General features: G+C 40.8%; 20 protein-coding genes. 12 read left to right on the top strand and 8 right to left on the bottom strand.

Annotation, left to right across the window (positions count from 1 at the left end):
* Positions 1–24 precede the first annotated feature (24 nt).
* Together motA and N2257_07225 are read left to right on the top strand one after the other, a co-directional pair.
* Entirely contained in the window at positions 25–555 is a 531-nt protein-coding gene (gene motA / locus N2257_07230; protein MCX7794176.1) for a flagellar motor stator protein MotA, read from the top strand.
* 2 nt (positions 556–557) lie between these two features.
* Complete coding sequence (locus N2257_07225; protein ID MCX7794175.1) at positions 558–1,352, top strand: OmpA family protein; 795 nt, start codon at positions 558–560, stop codon at positions 1,350–1,352.
* Positions 1,353–1,355: 3 nt separating this feature from the next.
* Here the strand turns inward: N2257_07225 and N2257_07220 are convergent, their stop codons facing one another.
* On the bottom strand, positions 1,356–2,417 hold the full coding sequence (locus tag N2257_07220) for a PilZ domain-containing protein (GenBank protein MCX7794174.1): 1,062 nt from the start codon (positions 2,415–2,417) through the stop codon (positions 1,356–1,358).
* Positions 2,418–2,521: 104 nt separating this feature from the next.
* On the opposite strand from N2257_07220, the gene thiD reads away from it, so the two are divergent.
* The 3 genes from thiD (at position 2,522) to N2257_07205 (ending at position 5,489) form a co-directional block, all read left to right on the top strand.
* Positions 2,522–3,307, top strand: coding sequence for a bifunctional hydroxymethylpyrimidine kinase/phosphomethylpyrimidine kinase (gene thiD, locus N2257_07215; GenBank protein ID MCX7794173.1), 786 nt, complete (start codon positions 2,522–2,524; stop codon positions 3,305–3,307).
* A 9-nt stretch (positions 3,308–3,316) separates the two neighbouring features.
* Positions 3,317–4,684 (top strand): DNA repair protein RadA, encoded by a 1,368-nt coding sequence (gene radA, locus N2257_07210; protein ID MCX7794172.1) that lies wholly within the window; start codon positions 3,317–3,319, stop codon positions 4,682–4,684.
* Positions 4,685–4,874: 190 nt separating this feature from the next.
* Entirely contained in the window at positions 4,875–5,489 is a 615-nt protein-coding gene (locus N2257_07205; GenBank protein ID MCX7794171.1) for a hypothetical protein, read from the top strand.
* On the opposite strand, the gene N2257_07200 is transcribed toward N2257_07205, so the two are convergent.
* Complete coding sequence (locus N2257_07200; GenBank protein MCX7794170.1) at positions 5,476–6,294, bottom strand: AAA family ATPase; 819 nt, start codon at positions 6,292–6,294, stop codon at positions 5,476–5,478. The two genes, N2257_07205 and N2257_07200, sit on opposite strands and share 14 nt — an antisense overlap.
* A gap of 75 nt (positions 6,295–6,369) precedes the next feature.
* On the opposite strand from N2257_07200, the gene scpB reads away from it, so the two are divergent.
* Entirely contained in the window at positions 6,370–6,900 is a 531-nt protein-coding gene (gene scpB / locus N2257_07195) for an SMC-Scp complex subunit ScpB (GenBank protein ID MCX7794169.1), read from the top strand.
* Here scpB and N2257_07190 read toward each other — a convergent pair.
* From N2257_07190 to purM, 4 genes are read right to left on the bottom strand one after another with little or no spacing between them, the layout of a single operon-like run.
* A complete protein-coding gene (locus N2257_07190) occupies positions 6,851–8,827 on the bottom strand; it encodes a molybdopterin biosynthesis protein (GenBank protein MCX7794168.1) in 1,977 nt (658 codons plus the stop codon). The genes scpB and N2257_07190 overlap by 50 nt on opposite strands.
* A 34-nt stretch (positions 8,828–8,861) precedes the next feature.
* Positions 8,862–9,233: a polymer-forming cytoskeletal protein gene (locus N2257_07185; GenBank protein ID MCX7794167.1), complete on the bottom strand. Its 372-nt coding sequence runs from the start codon at positions 9,231–9,233 to the stop codon at positions 8,862–8,864.
* Complete coding sequence (locus N2257_07180; protein ID MCX7794166.1) at positions 9,233–10,069, bottom strand: peptidoglycan DD-metalloendopeptidase family protein; 837 nt, start codon at positions 10,067–10,069, stop codon at positions 9,233–9,235. Before N2257_07180 ends, N2257_07185 begins: the two co-directional genes overlap by 1 nt.
* Positions 10,062–11,090, bottom strand: coding sequence for a phosphoribosylformylglycinamidine cyclo-ligase (purM, locus tag N2257_07175; protein MCX7794165.1), 1,029 nt, complete (start codon positions 11,088–11,090; stop codon positions 10,062–10,064). The genes N2257_07180 and purM overlap by 8 nt, the downstream gene beginning before the upstream one ends.
* 99 nt (positions 11,091–11,189) lie before the next feature.
* On the opposite strand from purM, the gene N2257_07170 reads away from it, so the two are divergent.
* From N2257_07170 to N2257_07145, 6 genes are all read left to right on the top strand, one after another.
* Positions 11,190–12,389, top strand: a complete 1,200-nt coding sequence (locus tag N2257_07170; GenBank protein MCX7794164.1) for an acetylornithine transaminase — start codon at positions 11,190–11,192, stop codon at positions 12,387–12,389.
* Positions 12,386–13,300, top strand: coding sequence for an ornithine carbamoyltransferase (gene argF / locus N2257_07165; GenBank protein ID MCX7794163.1), 915 nt, complete (start codon positions 12,386–12,388; stop codon positions 13,298–13,300). Before N2257_07170 ends, argF begins: the two co-directional genes overlap by 4 nt.
* Positions 13,300–14,955 carry a ribonuclease J gene (locus N2257_07160; protein ID MCX7794162.1) on the top strand — a complete coding sequence of 552 codons (1,656 nt, stop codon included), beginning with the start codon at positions 13,300–13,302 and terminating at the stop codon, positions 14,953–14,955. Before argF ends, N2257_07160 begins: the two co-directional genes overlap by 1 nt.
* Before the next feature lie 18 nt (positions 14,956–14,973).
* Complete coding sequence (locus tag N2257_07155; protein ID MCX7794161.1) at positions 14,974–15,399, top strand: SoxR reducing system RseC family protein; 426 nt, start codon at positions 14,974–14,976, stop codon at positions 15,397–15,399.
* A gap of 88 nt (positions 15,400–15,487) precedes the next feature.
* Positions 15,488–17,578, top strand: a complete 2,091-nt coding sequence (gene fusA, locus N2257_07150; GenBank protein MCX7794160.1) for an elongation factor G — start codon at positions 15,488–15,490, stop codon at positions 17,576–17,578.
* Positions 17,571–18,128 carry a hypothetical protein gene (locus tag N2257_07145; GenBank protein ID MCX7794159.1) on the top strand — a complete coding sequence of 186 codons (558 nt, stop codon included), beginning with the start codon at positions 17,571–17,573 and terminating at the stop codon, positions 18,126–18,128. The genes fusA and N2257_07145 overlap by 8 nt, the downstream gene beginning before the upstream one ends.
* Positions 18,129–18,172: 44 nt before the next feature.
* On the opposite strand, the gene N2257_07140 is transcribed toward N2257_07145, so the two are convergent.
* Both N2257_07140 and N2257_07135 read right to left on the bottom strand, forming a co-directional pair.
* A complete protein-coding gene (locus N2257_07140; GenBank protein MCX7794158.1) occupies positions 18,173–19,093 on the bottom strand; it encodes a peptidyl-prolyl cis-trans isomerase in 921 nt (306 codons plus the stop codon).
* Between the two features lie 51 nt (positions 19,094–19,144).
* Positions 19,145–19,510 (bottom strand): fibronectin type III domain-containing protein (locus N2257_07135; GenBank protein MCX7794157.1); only part of this gene is annotated, 366 nt, incomplete at its 5' end.

The following is a 19,510-nucleotide window of genomic DNA, read 5'->3' as shown; positions in this document are numbered from 1 at the left end:
AGATGTGTATAAGAGACAGGTCCCATCTTTCAGAGGTATAAAAATGTAATGTCCCATCCAGAACTTGTAACATTCATAGCAGACAATTTTAAGGTAATTGTATCCTCAAATGTCCCAGCCCATGAACTTGACAGCCTGATGGAGCTGGAGATAGAAACAGAACACAGGGAGGCAATTATTCCCTCAGCAAGTATAGGAAGGGTAGCTGACGGACTTCCAGGTCTTGGAATAGTTGCAGCAGTTCTTGGAGTTGTCCTGACCATGCAGAAAATAGATCAGCCTCCAGCAGTTCTCGGACACAGCATAGGAGCAGCCCTGGTTGGAACATTCCTTGGAGTTCTCATGTGTTATGGCTTTGTTGGTCCTGTATCAGTGAACCTTGAACACCTTGCAAGAGAAAAGACAATACCCTTTAATGTAATAAGGACTGCAATGGTATCCTTTGCCGGAGGTTCTGCACCACAGATAGCAGTGGAATTTGGCAGAAGGGCAATACCAGAAAAGGAGAAACCAACATTCAAGGAACTTGAAACAGCAATAAATAGACTTAAATAATCATGAATAATAACAGGACAGGCATTATTAAAAAAGTTAAAAAAATAGGGCATGAAGGATCTCATGGCGGAAGCTGGAAGGTTGCCTATGCAGACTTTGTCACAGCAATGATGGCCTTCTTTCTTCTTCTCTGGCTCATAACAATGGTCTCACCTGAAAAGAGGGCAAGGGTTGCCACATATTTTAAGCACTTCAGCATATTTGAGCAGAGCGGTACATCCTTTCTGGAGAAGTCATCCGAGATAATGAATGAGGCAGGAGAATCAGAAAGAAAAATAACCCCTGAGATAGGCGGACCCTTTGCCATGAAACCTGAGGAATTCAAGGAGATGATTAAAAAGGCAATAGAGGAAAAACTCTCAGATATAAAGGATCAGATAATAGTTGACATATTTGAAGGAGGTGTAAGAATACAGCTTGTGGATAAAGAAGGAAAACCCATGTTTGACCTCGGCTCAGCAGAACCAACACCCATGGCAAAGAGGATAATGCAGGTAATAGGAGAACAGATCAAGGAGCTTCCCAATCAGGTTGCAGTTGAGGGTCATACAGATGCCCTTGCCTACAAAAGCTCCCATTACAGTAACTGGGAGCTCTCAACTGAAAGAGCATTAACAGCCAGAAAGGAACTGGAAAAATACGGACTTGATCCAAAGAAAATCACAAGGGTAGCAGGTTATGCTGACACCATTCCATTTATAAAGGATAATCCGGAGGATCCAAGAAACAGAAGGATAAGCATCATCCTGATGTTCCCTGAACAGAAAAACTCCGTATCCTCTAAAAACCAGCCTTAATAACTATCTTAATATCTCTATGATCTCTAATTCCCTCTTTCTTATATACTGGAGGATAAGTTCTTCATCCTGTGGATGGAGATAGAGCTCAGCACCATATCTTATACCCGAAGACTTCTCCTTTTTAAATCTTATTATTCCATAACTTATTATTATCTTTGTCTGTTCAGGAAGCTGGATACCGAATACATAGATATCTCCAATCTTGAGATCCCTTGAAGAGTAAAATCCTATGCCCCTCTGGCTTATATCATAAACCTCAAGGCTAAGGGTAGATTCACAGGGCATGAGCATAAAAAGTCTCACAGGTTTTTTTAAGGAAGGAACTATTCTTACATATCTCCTTCTCTCTATAAAGAGTTTATCAGGAATGGTTACCTCAACCTCATGTTCAGCTTTCCTTATAATCTTTATAACACTTTCATAATTCATATCTTTATAGGAAAGAACAATCTTCATATCCCCGCTATCTCTAATTCCATTTATGAGGAAATTAGGTTTAAATTGGTAGAGTATAAAGTTATTCTGCCTTAACCTTACCCTGCATACACCTCTGACTGTTACAGGTCTTCCATATTCATCAATCTCAAAGGAGATAATTACAGGCAATTCCCTCTCTATAACATAAGAAATCACATCCCTTATCCTCTCAGGCTCATCGACTGGACTGTCGCTGATACTTTTATTAAAGGATAGATGATGAGTGAGTTTTATGTCAGGTATTGCCCTTAGCTGAGCAAGCCTGAAGATAAAGTTTATAAATACACCAGCCTTAATAATGTCATCATCCAGAAGGCTGAAGCAGAGGGCATTGAGTGGATAAATAAATTCATCAGGAGGCCTCCGGCTATCTTCGGCTATAAATATAACGGGTCCCGTCACACCCCTTGCTCTTAACTTTGCGAGAAAATCTTTATATCCTTCATCGAGTGGTATAAGAGCACAATCACTCATACCACCTTCTCTGAGCATTGCCTCTTTTACATTAGAGGAATGTTCAATCCTTAATCGAAAATCTCCTTCTACAAGTATATCCTTCAGCTCATGGGTTGTCCATATAAACATAATGATTCCCCTTTTATATTCGGTATTCTTGTAGGGACTCTTTATATTTTTCAATACTTATAAAAAATATGCACAATGAGATTGAAAATCTGTATAATAAAAAAATGCCAGTAAGCCTTACCATAGCAGGCTATGACCCAACAGGTGGTGCAGGTCTTCAAGCAGACCTGAGGGTCTTCTGGTATTTCGGAGTTTATGGACTGTCGGCTGTAACCTCTATTACCTGCCAGAATACCACCGGTGTAGAAGCCATCTACCCTGTAAGTGCAGATGAACTGGAAAAACAGCTGACAGTACTTCTAGATGATATAAAACCCCAAAGTCTCAAAACAGGCATGATTTACAGCAGGGAAAATGTAGAGGTAATTGAAAGGTGCATAAGGAAGTATGGATTAAAAAATCTTGTAATTGATCCTGTAACAGTATCATCTACTGGTGTCAGCCTTCTTGAGGATAGAACCCTGGATCTTCTGAAAGAAAAGCTCATACCCCATTCAAGGGTCGTAACACCCAATATCTATGAAGCCTCTGTGCTTACTGGATTAAGTATTGAAAGCCTTGAAGACATGAAAAGGGCTGCAGAAAAAATTAAGAACATGGGGGCAGAGGCAGTGGTAGTAACGGGTGGACACCTTGAGGGGAATCTAACTGTAGATGTCTTTTTTAATGGAGAATTTATTTTCCTTGAATCGGAGAGAATACCTGGTGAGTTCCATGGAACAGGTTGCATCTTCTCAGCAGCAATAACAGCAGCCCTTGCTCTGGGCGTTTCAAGTTCTCAGGCTGTTCAGAGGGCAAAGGAATTCATAAAGAATGCCTTAAGAACGGTAATTCATCCCGGGAAGGGAATGGGAATTTTAAGTCTGGAAGGAAGTTCCTGCGAGGTATAAAAACTGCAGATGAAAAAAAATACAGTAATCTATCAATGCCAGGCCTGTGGTTTTGTTTCGCCAAAATGGCTTGGAAGATGTCCTGATTGCGGTCAGTGGAATACACTCGTTGAAGAAAGAGATATGAGAAATACCCAAAGGATGAGCGTCCATAAGGGATGGGGCACTGAAATCTCTCAACCGAGAACACTGAGAGAGATTTCCTGTATAAAAGAAAAAAGGATAGCCACTGGCATCAATGAGCTTGACAGGGTACTGGGAGGTGGCATTGTACCCGGTTCTTTAATTCTCATAGGTGGTGACCCCGGGATAGGAAAATCCACACTCCTCCTTCAGGCAATGAACGGCATAGCCTCTTCTGGAAAGGTTCTCTATATCTCCGGAGAGGAATCCCTTGAGCAGGTTAAGATGCGGGCTGAAAGATTAAACATTAACTCAGAAAATATACTCCTTCAGTCAGAGACCAATCTCGAGAATATCCTCAGTTCAGCAAGGAAGCTTTCTCCCCTTGTCATGGTTGTTGATTCAATCCAGACCATGTATTCAGAGGAACTGCCCTCTGCACCTGGATCAGTTGGGCAGGTAAGGGAATGTGCCCAGAAGCTCATGTTTTTTTCAAAGAGCTCAGGCACATCTATATTTATAATCGGTCATGTTACAAAAGAAGGTTCAATAGCAGGACCGAGGGTCCTTGAGCATATTGTTGATACAGTAATCTATTTTGAGGGTGAAAAGGGGCATTCTTACAGGATACTGAGGGCAGTAAAAAACAGGTTTGGCTCCTCTAACGAGATAGGTGTTTTTGAAATGAGTGATGATGGCCTCAGAGAGATCGAGAATCCCTCTGAACTCTTTCTCTCAGAAAGACCTGAGGGTGCAACAGGTACAGTTGTTACTGCAAGCATGGAAGGAACTAGACCAATACTCCTTGAATTTCAGGCACTCGTTTCACCTGCCACCTTCGGTGTTCCAAGAAGGACATCCATAGGAGTAGACCCGAACAGGGTTAGTCTTCTTATAGCAGTTCTTGAGAAAAAGGCGGGTATCCACCTTATAGGCATGGATGTATTTGTGAATGTTGTTGGTGGTCTGAAGGTAGTAGAGCCGGCAGCTGATCTTGCAATCATTGCATCACTCAGTTCTTCAGTAAAGGATAAACCCATAGATCCCCACACAATTATATTCGGCGAGGTTGGTCTTTCAGGCGAGATAAGGGCTGTAAGTCACGCAGACCTGAGACTAAGAGAAGCCCAGAAAATAGCTTTTAAAAAAGCAATCATTCCAAAGGTAAATGCAGAGAGATTAAAGGCAAACATCTCAATGGATATCAGGGGAGTAAAAGAAATCAATGAGGCGATGGAATATCTTTTCAGATAGAGGCCGTAAGATTGACACACCTTATTTCCAGGAATGTGGACAAATTTCTCCGTATTCTTATAAGCCGACCATAATGTGCCTCTCACCAATAAGGAGTTTTAAAAGGAAGGCTTTCCTGCATGTGGCAGATAAAAATTTCTGGTTCACCTTACTTAATTACTCTGTCTCACTGCTCATTTACTGTTCTTTTATGATGCTTATTTCAGGATGCACCAAAAAAATTTCTTATTCTATTATGGAGACAGTAACCGTTCCGGAGATGTCATTTCAGGAATATCTCTCAGAACTTGATTCCTTTGAGAAGATAAAGTTCCTTTTTACAATTAAGGTAAACAGGGGGGGTGAAGAAATGTCCGGTAACGCCTCAATGACTGTTAATGGAAAGGATCTCTTGCTAAGGGTTTATTCTTTTGGATTTCTCCTCTCAGAAATAAAACTCTCAGAGGGAAACATAATAACAGAAGGCAGAAAAATTCCAGAGGAAAGGGCCTATCTCCTTATGGAGGCACTGAGATCCTGTCTCATGTGGTGGGAGATGGATGAAAGGGAGGTGGAAGAATGGGACCACGGATACATTGTCAGAAATTCATGGAAAAAGGTATATATAAACAGAAAATACCTTCCTGAAAAACAGGAAATCTATCTTCCCGAGGTCACTTCTGTGGTTATGACATACAACAAACCTGTATTTTATTTAGTTGACGAGAAAGAGAACAGAGGCTTATGGTTTCCTTCAGAGATAACAGTAAAAATTCAGGATACGGAGACAAGACTGGATATAGAAAAAATGACTATTCTGAATTAAGTCCCAGATCGACAGCAACTGTCTTGATAATAGAGCTATCTATTTCCTGCCTTTTTCTCAGAAAACCCTCAAGAAGTGCATTATCACATATAGTATTTATTAGTCTTGGGACACCCCTAGAGTATTTATAAATCATGGTTATTGCATCAGGGCTAAAGATCATTCTCTGGCAGCCAGCAACATTAAGCCTGTGCATAATATATTCTCTGGTGTCCTCTTCACTGAATGGTCTAAGTGTAATCCTTGTGCTCACACGCTGTTTGAGTGGCTCGTCAAGACTGAGTATCTGATCGAGTTCCGGAAGGCCAAAAAAAATAAAATTTACCATCTTTCCATCAGGAAGCTCCATATTGAGAAGTCCTCTGAACTCCTCCATGAGCTCCCTTGTCTTTAACATCTGAACCTCATCTATAAGGACAACAGCAATCTTACCCTGTTCATTAATCTCAAGGAGTCTCTTGTATATCTGTCCGAGTATCTCTATTCTGTCATCCTTAACATCCTGTACACCGAGCTGAAGGGCAAACTTCTTTAGAAGCCAGTCAGAACTTACAGAGGAATGGATCACCACAAGGAGTGCTGCCTCGTATCTTGATTCATCAAGCTCCTCGAGCAAGCGCCTTGCAAGTGTTGTTTTCCCTGTGCCTATATCACCTATTACAACAGAAAGACCCTTTTTTCCATCAATTGCGTGTTTTAATTTTATTATTGCCTCGGTATGCTGGATGCTTTTATAATAGAATTTTGGTTCTACTACATTGGAAAAAGGATGCTCCTTAAGGCCATAATATTTTATATAGTCCATAAAATATTATAGCAAAAATAATATCTTATTCTAACCTCTCGCCTTCTCACTATAGCATGTGTTATATTATTTTTCATGGATAGGAAAGAGAAAAAAGATATAATTGAATTATTGCTCTTTACTTCCGGAGAACCTCTCACTATCTCTTCCATAAAGGAGATAACAGGACTTCCTGAGGAAGAGATAAAAACACATCTTGATGAACTGATAATGGAATATGATGCAAAAAATGGTGGCATAATAATAAAGGAGATTGCAAACGGCTATCAGATGATTACAAATCCAGCCTATTCTGAATGGGTAAAGAGGATAAAAAGGAATGTTTCTCAGACAAAGCTCTCCATGGCTGCCCTTGAAACCCTTGCGATAATTGCCTATAAACAGCCCATTATAAAGGCAGAAATAGAACAGATAAGAGGAGTAAATTCTGATGGAGCTATAAAGACCCTTCTTGAAAGAAGACTCATAAAGATAGTGGGTAAAAAGGAAGCCCCGGGAAGGCCCTTCCTCTACGGAACCACAAAAGAGTTTCTTGAATACTTCGGTCTGAGGGACCTCACAGAGCTACCGACCCTGAAAGACCTTTCAAGGGAAGAGTTTGCATGATTACCTTGCCTGTATCTCGTGTATCATATCCTCCCATGGCATGGACAGCATCTTTAAATTCACTATCATTTTTTATGATCTCAAGAAGGGCCTCTATCATTGGCAGTCTCAAAGACTCTTCTAGAATTACAAGATCATACCTCTCCTCAGCCACAGGGATGAAATCCAGATCCAGTGCCTTTGCTGCTGAATAGATTCCGAGAGCTACATCAGCAACACCTGTAAGGACCTTTGATGCAACAGACATGTGGGTATAATCCTCAATTTCATAACCTTTAATCCTTTGAGGATCAATGCCAAGTTCTTTCAGGTGTTTGTCAAGAAGAAGTCTAGTGCCTGAACCTCTCTGCCTGTTAACAAAAAAGATATCCTCCCTTATAAGGTCGTGGAAGCTTTTTATAGCCTTTGGATTTCCCCTTTTAACAATCAGACCCTGCTGCCTGTATACAAGATTGACCACAACAAAAGATTCACCCTGTAGAATTCTCTTTACAAAAGGAATATTGTATTCACCAGTTGCCTCATCAAGAAGATGGATGCCCGTAATATGACATTCCCTCCTTCTGAGGGCAATCAGCCCTCCCATCGATCCAACATTAGCGGATGATAAACTCAGGGATGGATAATGTTTCTTAAGAAAATTATGAATAAGGTCTATCGTATTATCGTGACTACCTATGAATACAATTGTATTTAATAATTCTCTCTCATCCCTGAGAAGTTTCACCTTTACCTTTGACCCTGCCTCAATCCCTTCAATGTTTGAAGGAATCTGAAGTATTCCATCTGCCTTAACAAGGGAGCTCATGAGTCCAGCTCCCCTTGCAAGAGGTGTGGCTATGTACTTTCCTGACACAGAACCTATCTTGACCCTTATAAACTCCTCAATTCCAAGAGTGGATGCAATATTCCTTGAAAGTATTGCCTCTATCTCCCGTGCCTCAGGCTCTTCTAATGACTGAAGCATATAAAGTAAAGGCTTTACAAAGAGCTCAAAGGCAATATAGGCAGAGACAGGATATCCAGGAATTCCGATCACAGGTTTATTCTGAACAATACTCAACATCAGAGGTTTACCGGGTTTTATGTTTACACCATGAACCACTATATCACCAATTTCTCTGATTGCATCCGCTAAAAGATCCTCTCTTCCAAGAGATGAACCACCTATAACGAGAAGCACATGGGATTCAGAAAGGGCTTCGAGAATGGACCTTTTGAGGATCTCTTTATTATCCGGCACAATAGCATAACGCCTGTACTCTGAACCCGTATCCTCTACCAGCGCGCTAAGAAATCTTGAATTGAATTCAATGATATCGCCGGGTTTAACTTCGGAGCCTGGTTCCACTATCTCAGAACCCGTAGGAATTATAGAAACAACAGGTTTTTTTCTGACCCACACCTCTGTATTCTGTGATGCAAGCATTGCTCCAATATAAAAGGCTGTTATCCTTTCATTTTCAGGTATAATCAGTTCTCCCTGGACTATATCCTCACCGGCAATCCTTACATTCTGCCAGGGTGTTAAAGCCTCTCTTAACTCTATAAACTCCGCACCATCTTTCTTAACAGTATTGACATCCTCTAACATAACTACCGCATTCATATCAGGTTGCAGAGGATCACCTGTGTCGACCCTGAGGCAGTCCTTATTAATCTGCAGATAAACAGGAGTTCTCTCAGAAGCTGTAACAGTATCTGTAAACCTCAAGGCGTAACCATCAACAGCAGATGCATGAAAAAAGGGAGAACTTATTTTTGCCCTTACAGGTCTTGAGGTGATCCTTCCTTTTGAATGGATAGTTTCTATCTTTTCCTCTGTAAGCGGACAGAGGTGATTTAGGACTTTATCTCTGAGGGCTCTTAACCAGAGTTCCTTTGCTTCTGAAAAAGAAAGATTTATCCTGTATATTTTATCTGGCATAAAAAGAGAGGGATAGAAAAAGGTCACCCCTTCTCTATTTATTCTCTGATTTATGACCTTTCACGTCTGGTTTCCGCTCTTGCATACAGGAACGACCATCAAATATAGCTCCCTCTGATATGGAGAGCTTCTGGGTACAGATTTCTCCGAAGACCTGTGCCTTGTGCTTGATTTCTATAGTCTCAGTTGATTTAATATTTCCTTCAGCTCTTCCTCCGATCACTATGCCCCGACAATTAATCTCGCCCTTAACCCTTCCAGCCTCACCTATAATGATCCAGTCGGCATTGACGATCCCTTCAAAATTACCATCAATCCGTACTGTACTTTTTGAGTTAAGTTCACCTTTAAATGTGGTGTCCGGTCCTATAATTGTCTCTACTCCTTGCTGTTTCTTTGTAAACATCAGTAGTTCTCCTTTATATAAGTGAGTGGATTTACATGAGTCCCGTTTTTCCAGACCTCATAGTGAACATGAGGACCTGTTGTAACGCCGGTGTTTCCTGAAAGGGCTACAACATCTCCTCTCTTTACCCTCTGACCGACCTTCACGAGATTTTCCTTGTTATGGGCATAGGCAGTTGTAAAACCATGACCGTGCTCTATTATAACTGTATAACCACTTCCTGCCGTCCAGCCTGAAAATACAACCACTCCATCTGCCGTTGCACGAATCTCTGTGCCTACCGGTACAGAGATATCTATTCCTGAATGAAAGGCTATCTCTCCGTATTTCGGATGTGTTCTCTCACCGTAACCTGAGGTAATCACGCCTCTAACCGGCCAGCCAATGGGTGTTGAGCGATAAATATCCCTCTGCTCTGAAAGATATTTTTTTATCTCGGTTACTGTCTCAACTGTCTCCTCAATCTGTTTCTTTAATGCTTCCATATCAATAGAACCTGTATCAGTCACCTCAACAGCCTCAAGGACATCCTTTTTTGATTTCAGAGAGAAGAGCTTCCTGAATTCAGCCTCTGCCTTCTGAAGTGATGATATCGTGGACTTAAGCTCAATAAATTGATTCATGAAATAGGTAAGTCTGTTTTTCATATTATAATATTCATAGGTCTTTACTGCTATGGATATAACATAGATTGTTCCTGCACACCAGAGGAATACTGCAATGGCTATAACAGAAAAAGGAACTTTTATTGCAACAGGTTTAGTTCTTGAGTGAGGAACAAGCATCACAGTAACAGGAGTAAAGACCTTCTTAAGAAAGATCTTTAATTTATACATACCTTACCCCCTTGTTACCTTTTTCAATAAAGCCTATCTGAGAGGCATCATAACCTGCCTCTTTAAGAATATTTATTACCTTACCCCCCTGCCCTGAAGGTACAACTATAATATAACCTATTCCCATATTAAAAGTCCTGAACATCTCCTCTTCAGGCACATCACCGAGTTTCTGAAGATACTGGAAAATAAATGGTACATTCCATGATCTTTTATCAATAACAGCAGAGATATTGTCAGGCAATATTCTGGGTAGATTTCCTGTGACACCTCCGCCTGTTATATGTGCCATACCCTTTACATTTATACCGCTCCCTTTCAATGTCATGAATGCCTTTACATAGATCCTCGTTGGTTCAAGTAATTCTTCACCTAGGCTTCTTCCAGTTTCCTGCAGATAAAGAGAGAGATCAAGTTTATTTCTTGAAATAATCTCTCTTGCCAGGGAATAACCATTACTGTGCAATCCCCTTGAATAAAGACCTATAATAATATCTCCTTCTTTTATTTCCCTTCCCGTTATGATCTCTTTTTCTTCAACAACTCCGACAGCAAAACCACATAGATCGTACTCTCCAGGTTGATAGAACCCAGGCATCTCAGCGGTCTCACCACCTATGAGTGCACAACCTGCCTGTCTGCAACCCTCTGCAATACCCTTCACTATCTCAACCGATTTTTCAGGAGAAAGCTTTCCTGTGGCTATATAATCAAGGAAAAAAAGTGGTTCTGCTCCTGCAGTAAGTATATCATTAACACACATGGCTACAAGATCAATCCCGACTGTGTCATGCCTGTCGAGCATGAAGGCGATCTTTAATTTTGTACCAACTCCATCCGTACCACTAACAAGAACAGGTTCTCTGTATTTCTTTAGATCAAGTTTAAAAAGTGCATTGAATGAACCGATATCTGAGATAACCTCGGGTCTGAAGGTTGCTCTGACAAGCGGTGTGATCAGGCTCACAAATCTATCAGCCTCTTCTATGTCAACTCCTGCCTCTCTGTATGTTAAACCCATCCTTCTACCTCACCACTATACATTATCTCAAAATATTCCTAAATATTCAAGAAAAAAATTAAGTGTTGAATTTTATAGGCAGAAGATTTATTCTATTACATGGAGCAGAAAAGACTTATTGAAGAAGCAGAAAAATACCTTATGAATACTTACAGGCGTTATCCTGTTGTCCTCAGAAAGGGTTCAGGAACAAAGGTATATGGAATAGACGGCAGAGAATATCTGGATTTTGTCGGAGGTATAGCTGTGAATGTCCTGGGCCACTGTCCCAGAAAAGTGGTAATAGCTGTTCAAAAACAGGTACAGAGATTGATACATGTCTCAAACCTCTATCACATAGAACCTCAGATAGAACTGGCAAAAAAGCTTGTAGAGGTAAGTTTTGCTGACAGGGTCTTTTTCTGCAATTCTGGCGCAGAGGCAAATGAAGGAGCAATAAAACTTGCAAGAAAATATGCAAGGGAATATCTCTCACCTGATAGATATGAAATAATAACCTGCCACGGTTCATTCCATGGAAGGACCTATGGTGCTCTTACAGCAACAGCACAGGAAAAATTTCATAATGGATTTGCACCCCTTCTGCCAGGTTTTAAATATGTTCCCTTTAACGATATAGAAAGTCTCAGAAAGGCAATTGATAAAAATACCTGTGCAGTGATGCTTGAGCCCATTCAGGGAGAAAGCGGTGTGAGAATCCCTGATGAAGGATATCTTAAAGAGGTAAGAAAGCTCTGTGATGAAACAGGTATACTACTAATCCTTGATGAAGTCCAGACAGGGATGGGAAGAACAGGAAAACTTTTCTGTTATGAACACCATGGTATTGCACCAGATATAATGACGCTGGCAAAGGGACTGGCAAGCGGTATTCCAATTGGCGCTCTCCTTGCTACAGAGAAGGTTTCAAAGGTCTTCACACCTGGAACACATGCCTCAACCTTTGGAGGAAATCCTGTAGCCTGCGCCGCGGCACTAGCAACTGTTGAGACCATCCTTGAAGATGGGTTTATCCTTGATAATGTGAGAAGAATGGGCGGTTATTTCATTGAAAGACTTCTTGGTTTAAAAAGTGATTTTCCTGATATAATATTTTCTGTGAGAGGAATGGGACTACTTATTGGAATGGAACTTTTAAGAGAATGCAGTGATATTGCCCTTGAATGCCTGAAAAGAGGTCTTCTCGTAAATTGCACAGCAGGGAATGTTCTGAGATTCACACCTCCACTGACTGTTCAGAAAAAAGAGATAGATCAGTGCATAGAGATACTTGAGGAGGTATTTTCAGACCTGAAATGAAAAGAGATTTTTTAAGAATTCTTGACCTGAAAGGTGACGAGCTTTCAGGGATTCTGATAAGGGCATCAGAGCTTAAGTCAGGTCTGGACAGGATGAAGTGTCCCCTGATAGGAAAATCAATTGGCCTTCTTTTTGAGAAACCCTCCACAAGAACAAGGATATCCTTTGATGTTGGTATTTATCAGCTAGGAGGTCATCCTGTATATATGACACCTCAGGAATTACAGCTTGGAAGAGGTGAAACAATAGAGGATACGGCCAGAACACTCTCAAGATATCTTGATGCTATCGTTATTAGGACATTCAGCCACGAAAAACTGATAAGATTCAGCAAAGCATCAAACATACCTGTTATCAATGGCCTCAGTGACCTTCACCATCCCTGCCAGGCACTTGCTGATCTTATGACTATAATGGAGAAAAAAGGTAAACTTAAAGGACTCAAGCTTGCCTACATAGGAGATGGAAACAATGTGGCAAACTCACTGATTGAAGCTGCTGCCCTTTCAGGCATGCATATAACTATTGCCTGTCCTGAAGGTTATGAGCCCGATGGAGATGTTCTCGAGGAAGCTAGAAATATCGCCTCATCAGAGATTGTTATTGTTAGAGATCCGAGGGAAGCAGCAGGTATGGCTCATGTAATTTATACAGATGTATGGGTAAGCATGGGACAGGAAAGAGAAGGAGAGGAGAAGAAAAGACATTTTAAAGGTTATCAGATAAACAGCTCAATTCTTTCCTGTGCAAGGCCCGATGCTTTAGTAATGCACTGCCTGCCCGCTCACAGAGGAGAAGAGATTACTGATGATGTCATTGACGGACCGCAGAGCGTTGTTTTTGACCAGGCAGAAAACAGGCTTCATGTCCAGAAGGCACTCTTAGAATTTTTACTTCATAAAAAGAGCTGATGGCTGAGTTCCTTTCTGTAATACCCCTCGGAGGCCTTGAAGAGATAGGCCTCAATATGACAGTCTTTCAGTATGATAATGATATGATCGTTGTTGATGCAGGATTAATGTTTCCTGAAGAAGAGATGCTAGGGGTAGATTTTGTTATTCCTGATTTTTCTTATATCACAGAAAATAGAGAAAAACTGAAAGGCATTATAATAACCCACGGTCATGAAGACCACACAGGTGCCTTACCCTTTCTCTTAAGGGAGATAAGGGTACCTGTATATGCAACACCCCTAACATCAGGACTGATAAGAGAAAAACTGAGGGAATCAGGTGTAAGGACTGACATAATTACAGTAAAACCAAGGGAGAGGATCCAGCTCGGGGTATTTGATGTTGAATTTATAAGAGTAACCCACAGTATAGTGGATGGAGTTGGCCTTGGAATAAACACACCTGTTGGGAGTATCATCCATACAGGAGACTTCAAGCTTGACCCCACACCTGTTGATGGAGAATTAATGGACTTACACAAATTCACAGAATACGGTGAAAAAGGCACACTTCTCATGCTTTCTGACAGCACAAATGCTGAAAAGGGCGGATTCACCTTCTCTGAAAAGGAGGTGAGAAGGGTCTTTGAAGATATCTTTGCAAAGACAAAGGGTAGGATAATCATAGCTACCTTTGCATCAAATATCCACAGGATTCAGCAGGCAATAGATGTAGCAGTGATGTTCGGCAGAAAGGTATTCCTCTGCGGTAAAAGCATAGTATCCAATGCTCAGATAGCCCTTGAACTGGGCTATCTAAAGATACCTGAAAATACGTGGCTCAGGATTGAAGAACTGAATAAATTGAGTGATGATAAGGTTGTGATAATAACTACAGGAAGTCAGGGTGAACCAATGAGTGTTCTTTCAAAGATTGCAACTGATGAACACAGGCATATAAAGATAAAAAAGGGTGATACGGTTATACTTTCTGCAAAGATGATACCTGGTAATGAACGCTCCATAGGAAGGATAATAAACCATCTCTTCAAGAGAGGTGCAGAGGTTATTTATGAAAAGGTCTCTGAGGTCCACGTATCAGGCCATGCCTCCAAGGAAGAACTCAAGCTAATTCTTAACCTGATAAAACCAAAATACTTCATGCCAATCCATGGAGAATTCAGACACCTCATGTATCATGCAAAACTTGCAGAAAAGGTCGGAATACCAGAGGAAAATATCTTTATACTTGAAAACGGTGAGGTTCTGGAAATAGATGAATCAGGCATGGCAAGGAAAAATGGCAGGGTTAATGCAGGAAGGATATTTATAGATGGAAAACTCATGGGAGATGTGGAATCAATGGTCCTGAGAGACAGAATGAGACTGGCCCATGATGGAATAGTTATTATACTACTTGCGGTAGAGAAGGCTACAGGCAGGATAATAACGGGTCCTGAAATAATCTCAAGAGGCTTTATCTTTGAAGATACCTCCTATGATGTGCTGAATAACGTAAGGAGTGTGGTGGCAGATGCCATCCAGTCCATGGAGCATGACCTCCTTTCGGATATAGCTTTCGTCCAGACAAAAATAAGAGATACCCTTAAAAAATACCTCAGAGATAAGATGGGAAGAAGACCTCTAATAATGCCTGTGGTGATGGAGATATAATCAGTGTTAAAATAATTCATGGAAGAAACAGGGCTTGTTGTAAAGATTGAGGGCGACAGGGCATATGTTTCAGTGGACAGAAAATCTGCCTGTGAAGCCTGTCCAGCAGGCTCTGTCTGTAAAACCACTGACGAAGGTGCCATAATTGAGGCTATAAATGAAGCAAAGGCAAACATAGGAGACAGGGTAAGGGTATCTTTTAAAGCCTTTTCTTACCTGAAGGGCTCTATAATTGTATACGGAATACCAGCATTATGCCTCATAGCTGGAGCGATTATTGGTAAGGAGCTTTTAAAAAATCTCTCAGGCCTGGACCCAGAGCTCCTTAGTGCTATAGGAGGACTTGGAGCCTTCGGAATCTCCTTTATAATTATAAAACTACTCTCGAAAAGAATGGAGAAGAAAAAAGAGTACATACCTGTTGTTGAAAGTATTCTTGATTGAGACTACTGTCTGATTGACTTCAGAAAAATTTATTGTTATCCTAAATTATGCTTTTAGTCTTAACCCCATCTCTTAAAAGGAGGAAGTCATGCCCGCCTATGATGTTGAAAAAATCAGAAATGTAGCCATTATTGCCCATGGAGGTGCAGGAAAGACATCACTCACAGAGGCCATACTCTTTAATGCCGGCGCTATAGAAAGAATGGGCTCTGTTGACAATGGAAATACCACCACAGATTTTGAGCCTGAAGAAATAGCAAGAAAGATTTCCCTGAGCTCAAGTCTTGCCTACTGTGAATACAGTGGCCACAAATTAAATATTATAGATACACCAGGTTTTGTAAATTTTCTTGAAGACACCAGGGGATGCCTAAGAGTAACAGATGGTGCAGTACTCATAGTGAGCGCCCTTTCAGGTGTAAAGGCAGAGACCGAAAAGATATGGAAGTATGCCTGCGAATTTGAGATACCCAGGGTTGTATTTGTAAATAAGATGGATAAGGAAAATGCGAACTTTTACCGCGCAATCGGAGAGCTTGAAAAATCCTTTGATACAGAGGCAATACCTCTTAACCTTCCAATCGGTGAAGGACCTTCCTTCAAAGGACTTATTGACCTTGTAAGGCTCAAGGCTTTTGTGTATGAAAATTCAAAGCCAGTAGAAACTTCCCTTCCATCAATGCCTGAGATTGAGGCTTACAGAAAAAAACTTGTTGAAAAGATTGCTGAATTGAGCGACAGCCTCCTTGAAAAATATCTTGAAAAAGGAGACCTCTCCGAAGAAGAGCTTCTTAATGGTATTAAAGAAGGCTCCCTTACTAGAAGATTTATACCTGTAATATGTGGCTCTGCAACAAGGAATATAGGTGTCCGTGAACTCATGGATGCTATTATTTTATGCCTGCCTTCACCAGTAGAGATGGCAAGGATAGTTCCTGTTAAAGGAAAAAATCCTAAAGATGGTAAAGAAATCACAAGAAAACCCTCTCAGCAGGAACCACTCTCTGCTTATGTTTTCAAGACCATATCTGATCCTTATGCAGGAAAACTAACATTCTTCAGGATCTATTCAGGTACACTGAAGGCAGACTCCACTGTCCTGAATGCTTCCACAGGAACAAAAGAGAGAGTTGGTCAGGTATTTTATATCATTGGAAAAAAACAGATACCAGCCGGCACTATAGGTGCTGGAGATATGGGAGTAACAGCAAAACTCAAAGATACATACACAGGAGATACCCTATGTGATGAATCATCTCCAATCGTGTTTGAAAAGGTAAAATTTGCAGACCCTATACTTTCTTATGCAATTGCTCCCAAGTCAAAAGGTGATGAAGAGAAGGTAAGTGCAGGGCTCCAGAGAATTCTTGAGGAAGACCCTACGTTAAGATTCCACAGGGACGATGAGACAAAGGAGATGATTATATCAGGGATGGGACAGGTACACATAGAGGTTGCTCTTGAGAAACTGAAGAGAAAATATGGCGTGGAAGTAGTAATGAAGACACCTAAGATTCCTTACAGGGAGACTATCAGAGCATCAGCAAAGGCGCAGGGCAAGTACAAAAAGCAATCGGGTGGCAGGGGCCAGTATGGAGATTGCTGGATTGAGATAGAACCCCTTCCAAGAAATGGAGGTTATGAATTCGTTGATAAGATTGTTGGTGGTGTGATTCCAAGACAGTATATTCCTGCAGTTGAAAAGGGTGTTATAGAGGCAATGCACGAAGGAGTCCTTGCCGGATATCCAATGGTTGATATAAAGGTTACCCTTTATGATGGTTCCTATCATTCAGTTGATTCTTCAGAACTTGCCTTCAAGATTGCCGGAAGCCTTGCCTTTAAAAAGGCTGCTCAGGAGGCAAAGCCTGTACTTCTTGAGCCAATAATGAAGGTGGAGGTGATAGTGCCTGATGATACCTTAGGTGCAGTTATAGGTGACCTCAATGCAAGAAGGGGAAAGGTTCAGGGAGTGGAACCCCAGGCAGGAGGAAACCAGAAAATACTTGCCCTCGTTCCAATGGCAGAGATGCTTACCTATGCAAATCAGCTCCAGAGTATCACATCTGCAAGGGGTCTCTACTCAATGGAATTTTCCCATTATGATGAAGTTCCAACCCATATAGCCCAGAAAATAATCCAGGAAAGGCAGGCTTCTAAAAAGGCAGAAAATGAATAAATTGAAAATAATTTTAATCTTAACCTTAATTGTAGCCTCTTACGCTGAAGGAACAGACCAGTCTTCCTTACCGAGCGGTCCTGTATTTCAGCCTGTTACAGAAAGAGAACTGCCTGTTGAAGAGAAGGCTTCATCTATTGAACTTAAGGTTGAAAACAATTCTGTCTTTTTAAGAACAGAGGGAGCCAATCTTCAGGAATTGCTAAAAAAACTCGGAGAACAGGCAGGCTTTGAGGTATCAATGGGTTCGTCTTCTACCACCATATCAATTTTGATAAAAGGTCTTTCAGTTGAGGATACAATCCATAGAATAATGGGTATAGTGCAAGAAAAAAATTACAATATATATTACAATGAGCAGGGAACAATAAAAAAGCTTGAGGTTCTAAGTGAAGAAGGAGGACCTCAAAGGCCTTTTATCACTCCGGCTCAAAGGCCTTCAATTGCGCCAAGACTTCAGAGACCTCAGATACCACGCCCAACCACCACCTTACCTTCACCTGAGGAATTACCGCCACCCCCGGTTTTTAAGGAAAATGAGGATGAATAAAAAATTAATTTTAGTAGAAAATTAATCTTACATAGGCAAAAGCATTAATATCTCATCAGATACTCAACTTTTACTTCTTTTAATTTCGAAAGATACCATTCTTCTATTTTTGACTTTTCTTTTCTGGATACAAGGATTCTCTTTATCTCATCCTTTACTTCTTCAAAAACAAGGTCTCTTGGTGGAAACTTTTCCAGTATCTTTATTATGTATATGAGATTTCCTGACCTTATTGGCTCAAGTATCTCTCCCTGCTGTCCCTTACTGACATGAGAGGCAATATCATCTGGAAGTTCCTTAAGAGGCAAAGCTCTCAATCTCGCAGCACTTTTATAATTACCTTCTGATCTATATTCAGCTGCCAATTTTTCAAAATCCTCTCCACTTCTCCACCGACGGAATATTTCCTCTGCCTTAGCCTCATCTGTGACTCTGATAAGTTCAAGTCTAACCTTTTCAGGTTCAATGAATTCCTTTTTATGTCCTTCGTAATAATCCCTTAATGTTTTCTCATCTATATCAATCTGACCTACAATTTTGTTCTTATATATCTCTATCATTTCCCTTTCTTCTAAAAACCTCCAGAAATCTTCTTCCCGTGCTTTCCTGTCTTTGAGCATTTTTTTGAAATTATCATCGCCCATCGAGTCCTTGATTCTTTCAACCCTCTCCCTTACAACCTCTGGAGGAACTGATATATTTTCCTTCTTAGCCTCCATTAAAATAATCTTATCAATAAGTTCTGATTCAAAGGCTCCTTCAAATATCATCCTCCATCTATCTTCAGGAATCTCTTCTTTTTTTATCTCCCCAAAGGTCGCCTGAATCCTTCTGTATACATCTCCAAGATAAATAGGTTCGCCATTAACTCTGGCAACTATGTCCTTTGAATTTATATCTATCTTCTGTTTATCATAACAGCCAAAAAGAGAAAATAATATTAAAAAAACATAAATCGCCTTCATTTTTCTATCCATTTGAAAATGGGAGGGGATTTTTAACCCCTCCCATTACCTTTATTTTGTAGTAGCGCAGGCTACGTTACTGTGGGCACTCTCCATGTCTATTCCAGGATCATAAATGCCATTTCCATTACAGTCATTCCAGGCTGTAACTGAATAGCAGTATGTTGTTCTACCTCTCAGGCCTGTATCTGTGTAGGTTGTTGTTCCAGCAGGCACACTTGCTCTATAGAGCTTTTTGCCTGCCTGATCATAGTAAATATTATATCCACCAGCAGGTGCAGGATTGCCTGGCATCCATGAAAGGCTAACACGCCTGTTTCCACCAGTTGCTGTGAGATTCTGAGGTGTGCCTGGCTGTGTACAGGGTTGATAAGCCATTCCCCATGTTGCCTGTGTCATCATGAATGGTTTTGCTCC

It is taken from the genome of Thermodesulfovibrionales bacterium (assembly GCA_026417875.1).
Taxonomy (GTDB): Bacteria; Nitrospirota; Thermodesulfovibrionia; order Thermodesulfovibrionales; family CALJEL01; genus CALJEL01.
Note: the sequence above shows the minus strand (reverse complement) of the source record. Positions and strands in the feature narration are given on the sequence as shown.

Coding starts and splice junctions, on each gene's coding strand:
- N2257_07225 (MCX7794175.1), top strand. CDS start 558: ATGAATAATAACAGGACAGGCATTATTAAAAAAGTTAAAAAAATAGGG.
- N2257_07220 (MCX7794174.1), bottom strand. CDS start 2,417: ATGTTTATATGGACAACCCATGAGCTGAAGGATATACTTGTAGAAGGA.
- thiD (MCX7794173.1), top strand. CDS start 2,522: ATGCCAGTAAGCCTTACCATAGCAGGCTATGACCCAACAGGTGGTGCA.
- radA (MCX7794172.1), top strand. CDS start 3,317: ATGAAAAAAAATACAGTAATCTATCAATGCCAGGCCTGTGGTTTTGTT.
- N2257_07205 (MCX7794171.1), top strand. CDS start 4,875: ATGATGCTTATTTCAGGATGCACCAAAAAAATTTCTTATTCTATTATG.
- N2257_07200 (MCX7794170.1), bottom strand. CDS start 6,294: ATGGACTATATAAAATATTATGGCCTTAAGGAGCATCCTTTTTCCAAT.
- scpB (MCX7794169.1), top strand. CDS start 6,370: ATGGATAGGAAAGAGAAAAAAGATATAATTGAATTATTGCTCTTTACT.
- N2257_07190 (MCX7794168.1), bottom strand. CDS start 8,827: ATGCCAGATAAAATATACAGGATAAATCTTTCTTTTTCAGAAGCAAAG.
- N2257_07185 (MCX7794167.1), bottom strand. CDS start 9,233: ATGTTTACAAAGAAACAGCAAGGAGTAGAGACAATTATAGGACCGGAC.
- N2257_07180 (MCX7794166.1), bottom strand. CDS start 10,069: ATGTATAAATTAAAGATCTTTCTTAAGAAGGTCTTTACTCCTGTTACT.
- purM (MCX7794165.1), bottom strand. CDS start 11,090: ATGGGTTTAACATACAGAGAGGCAGGAGTTGACATAGAAGAGGCTGAT.
- N2257_07170 (MCX7794164.1), top strand. CDS start 11,190: ATGGAGCAGAAAAGACTTATTGAAGAAGCAGAAAAATACCTTATGAAT.
- argF (MCX7794163.1), top strand. CDS start 12,386: ATGAAAAGAGATTTTTTAAGAATTCTTGACCTGAAAGGTGACGAGCTT.
- N2257_07160 (MCX7794162.1), top strand. CDS start 13,300: ATGGCTGAGTTCCTTTCTGTAATACCCCTCGGAGGCCTTGAAGAGATA.
- N2257_07155 (MCX7794161.1), top strand. CDS start 14,974: ATGGAAGAAACAGGGCTTGTTGTAAAGATTGAGGGCGACAGGGCATAT.
- fusA (MCX7794160.1), top strand. CDS start 15,488: ATGCCCGCCTATGATGTTGAAAAAATCAGAAATGTAGCCATTATTGCC.
- N2257_07145 (MCX7794159.1), top strand. CDS start 17,571: ATGAATAAATTGAAAATAATTTTAATCTTAACCTTAATTGTAGCCTCT.
- N2257_07140 (MCX7794158.1), bottom strand. CDS start 19,093: ATGAAGGCGATTTATGTTTTTTTAATATTATTTTCTCTTTTTGGCTGT.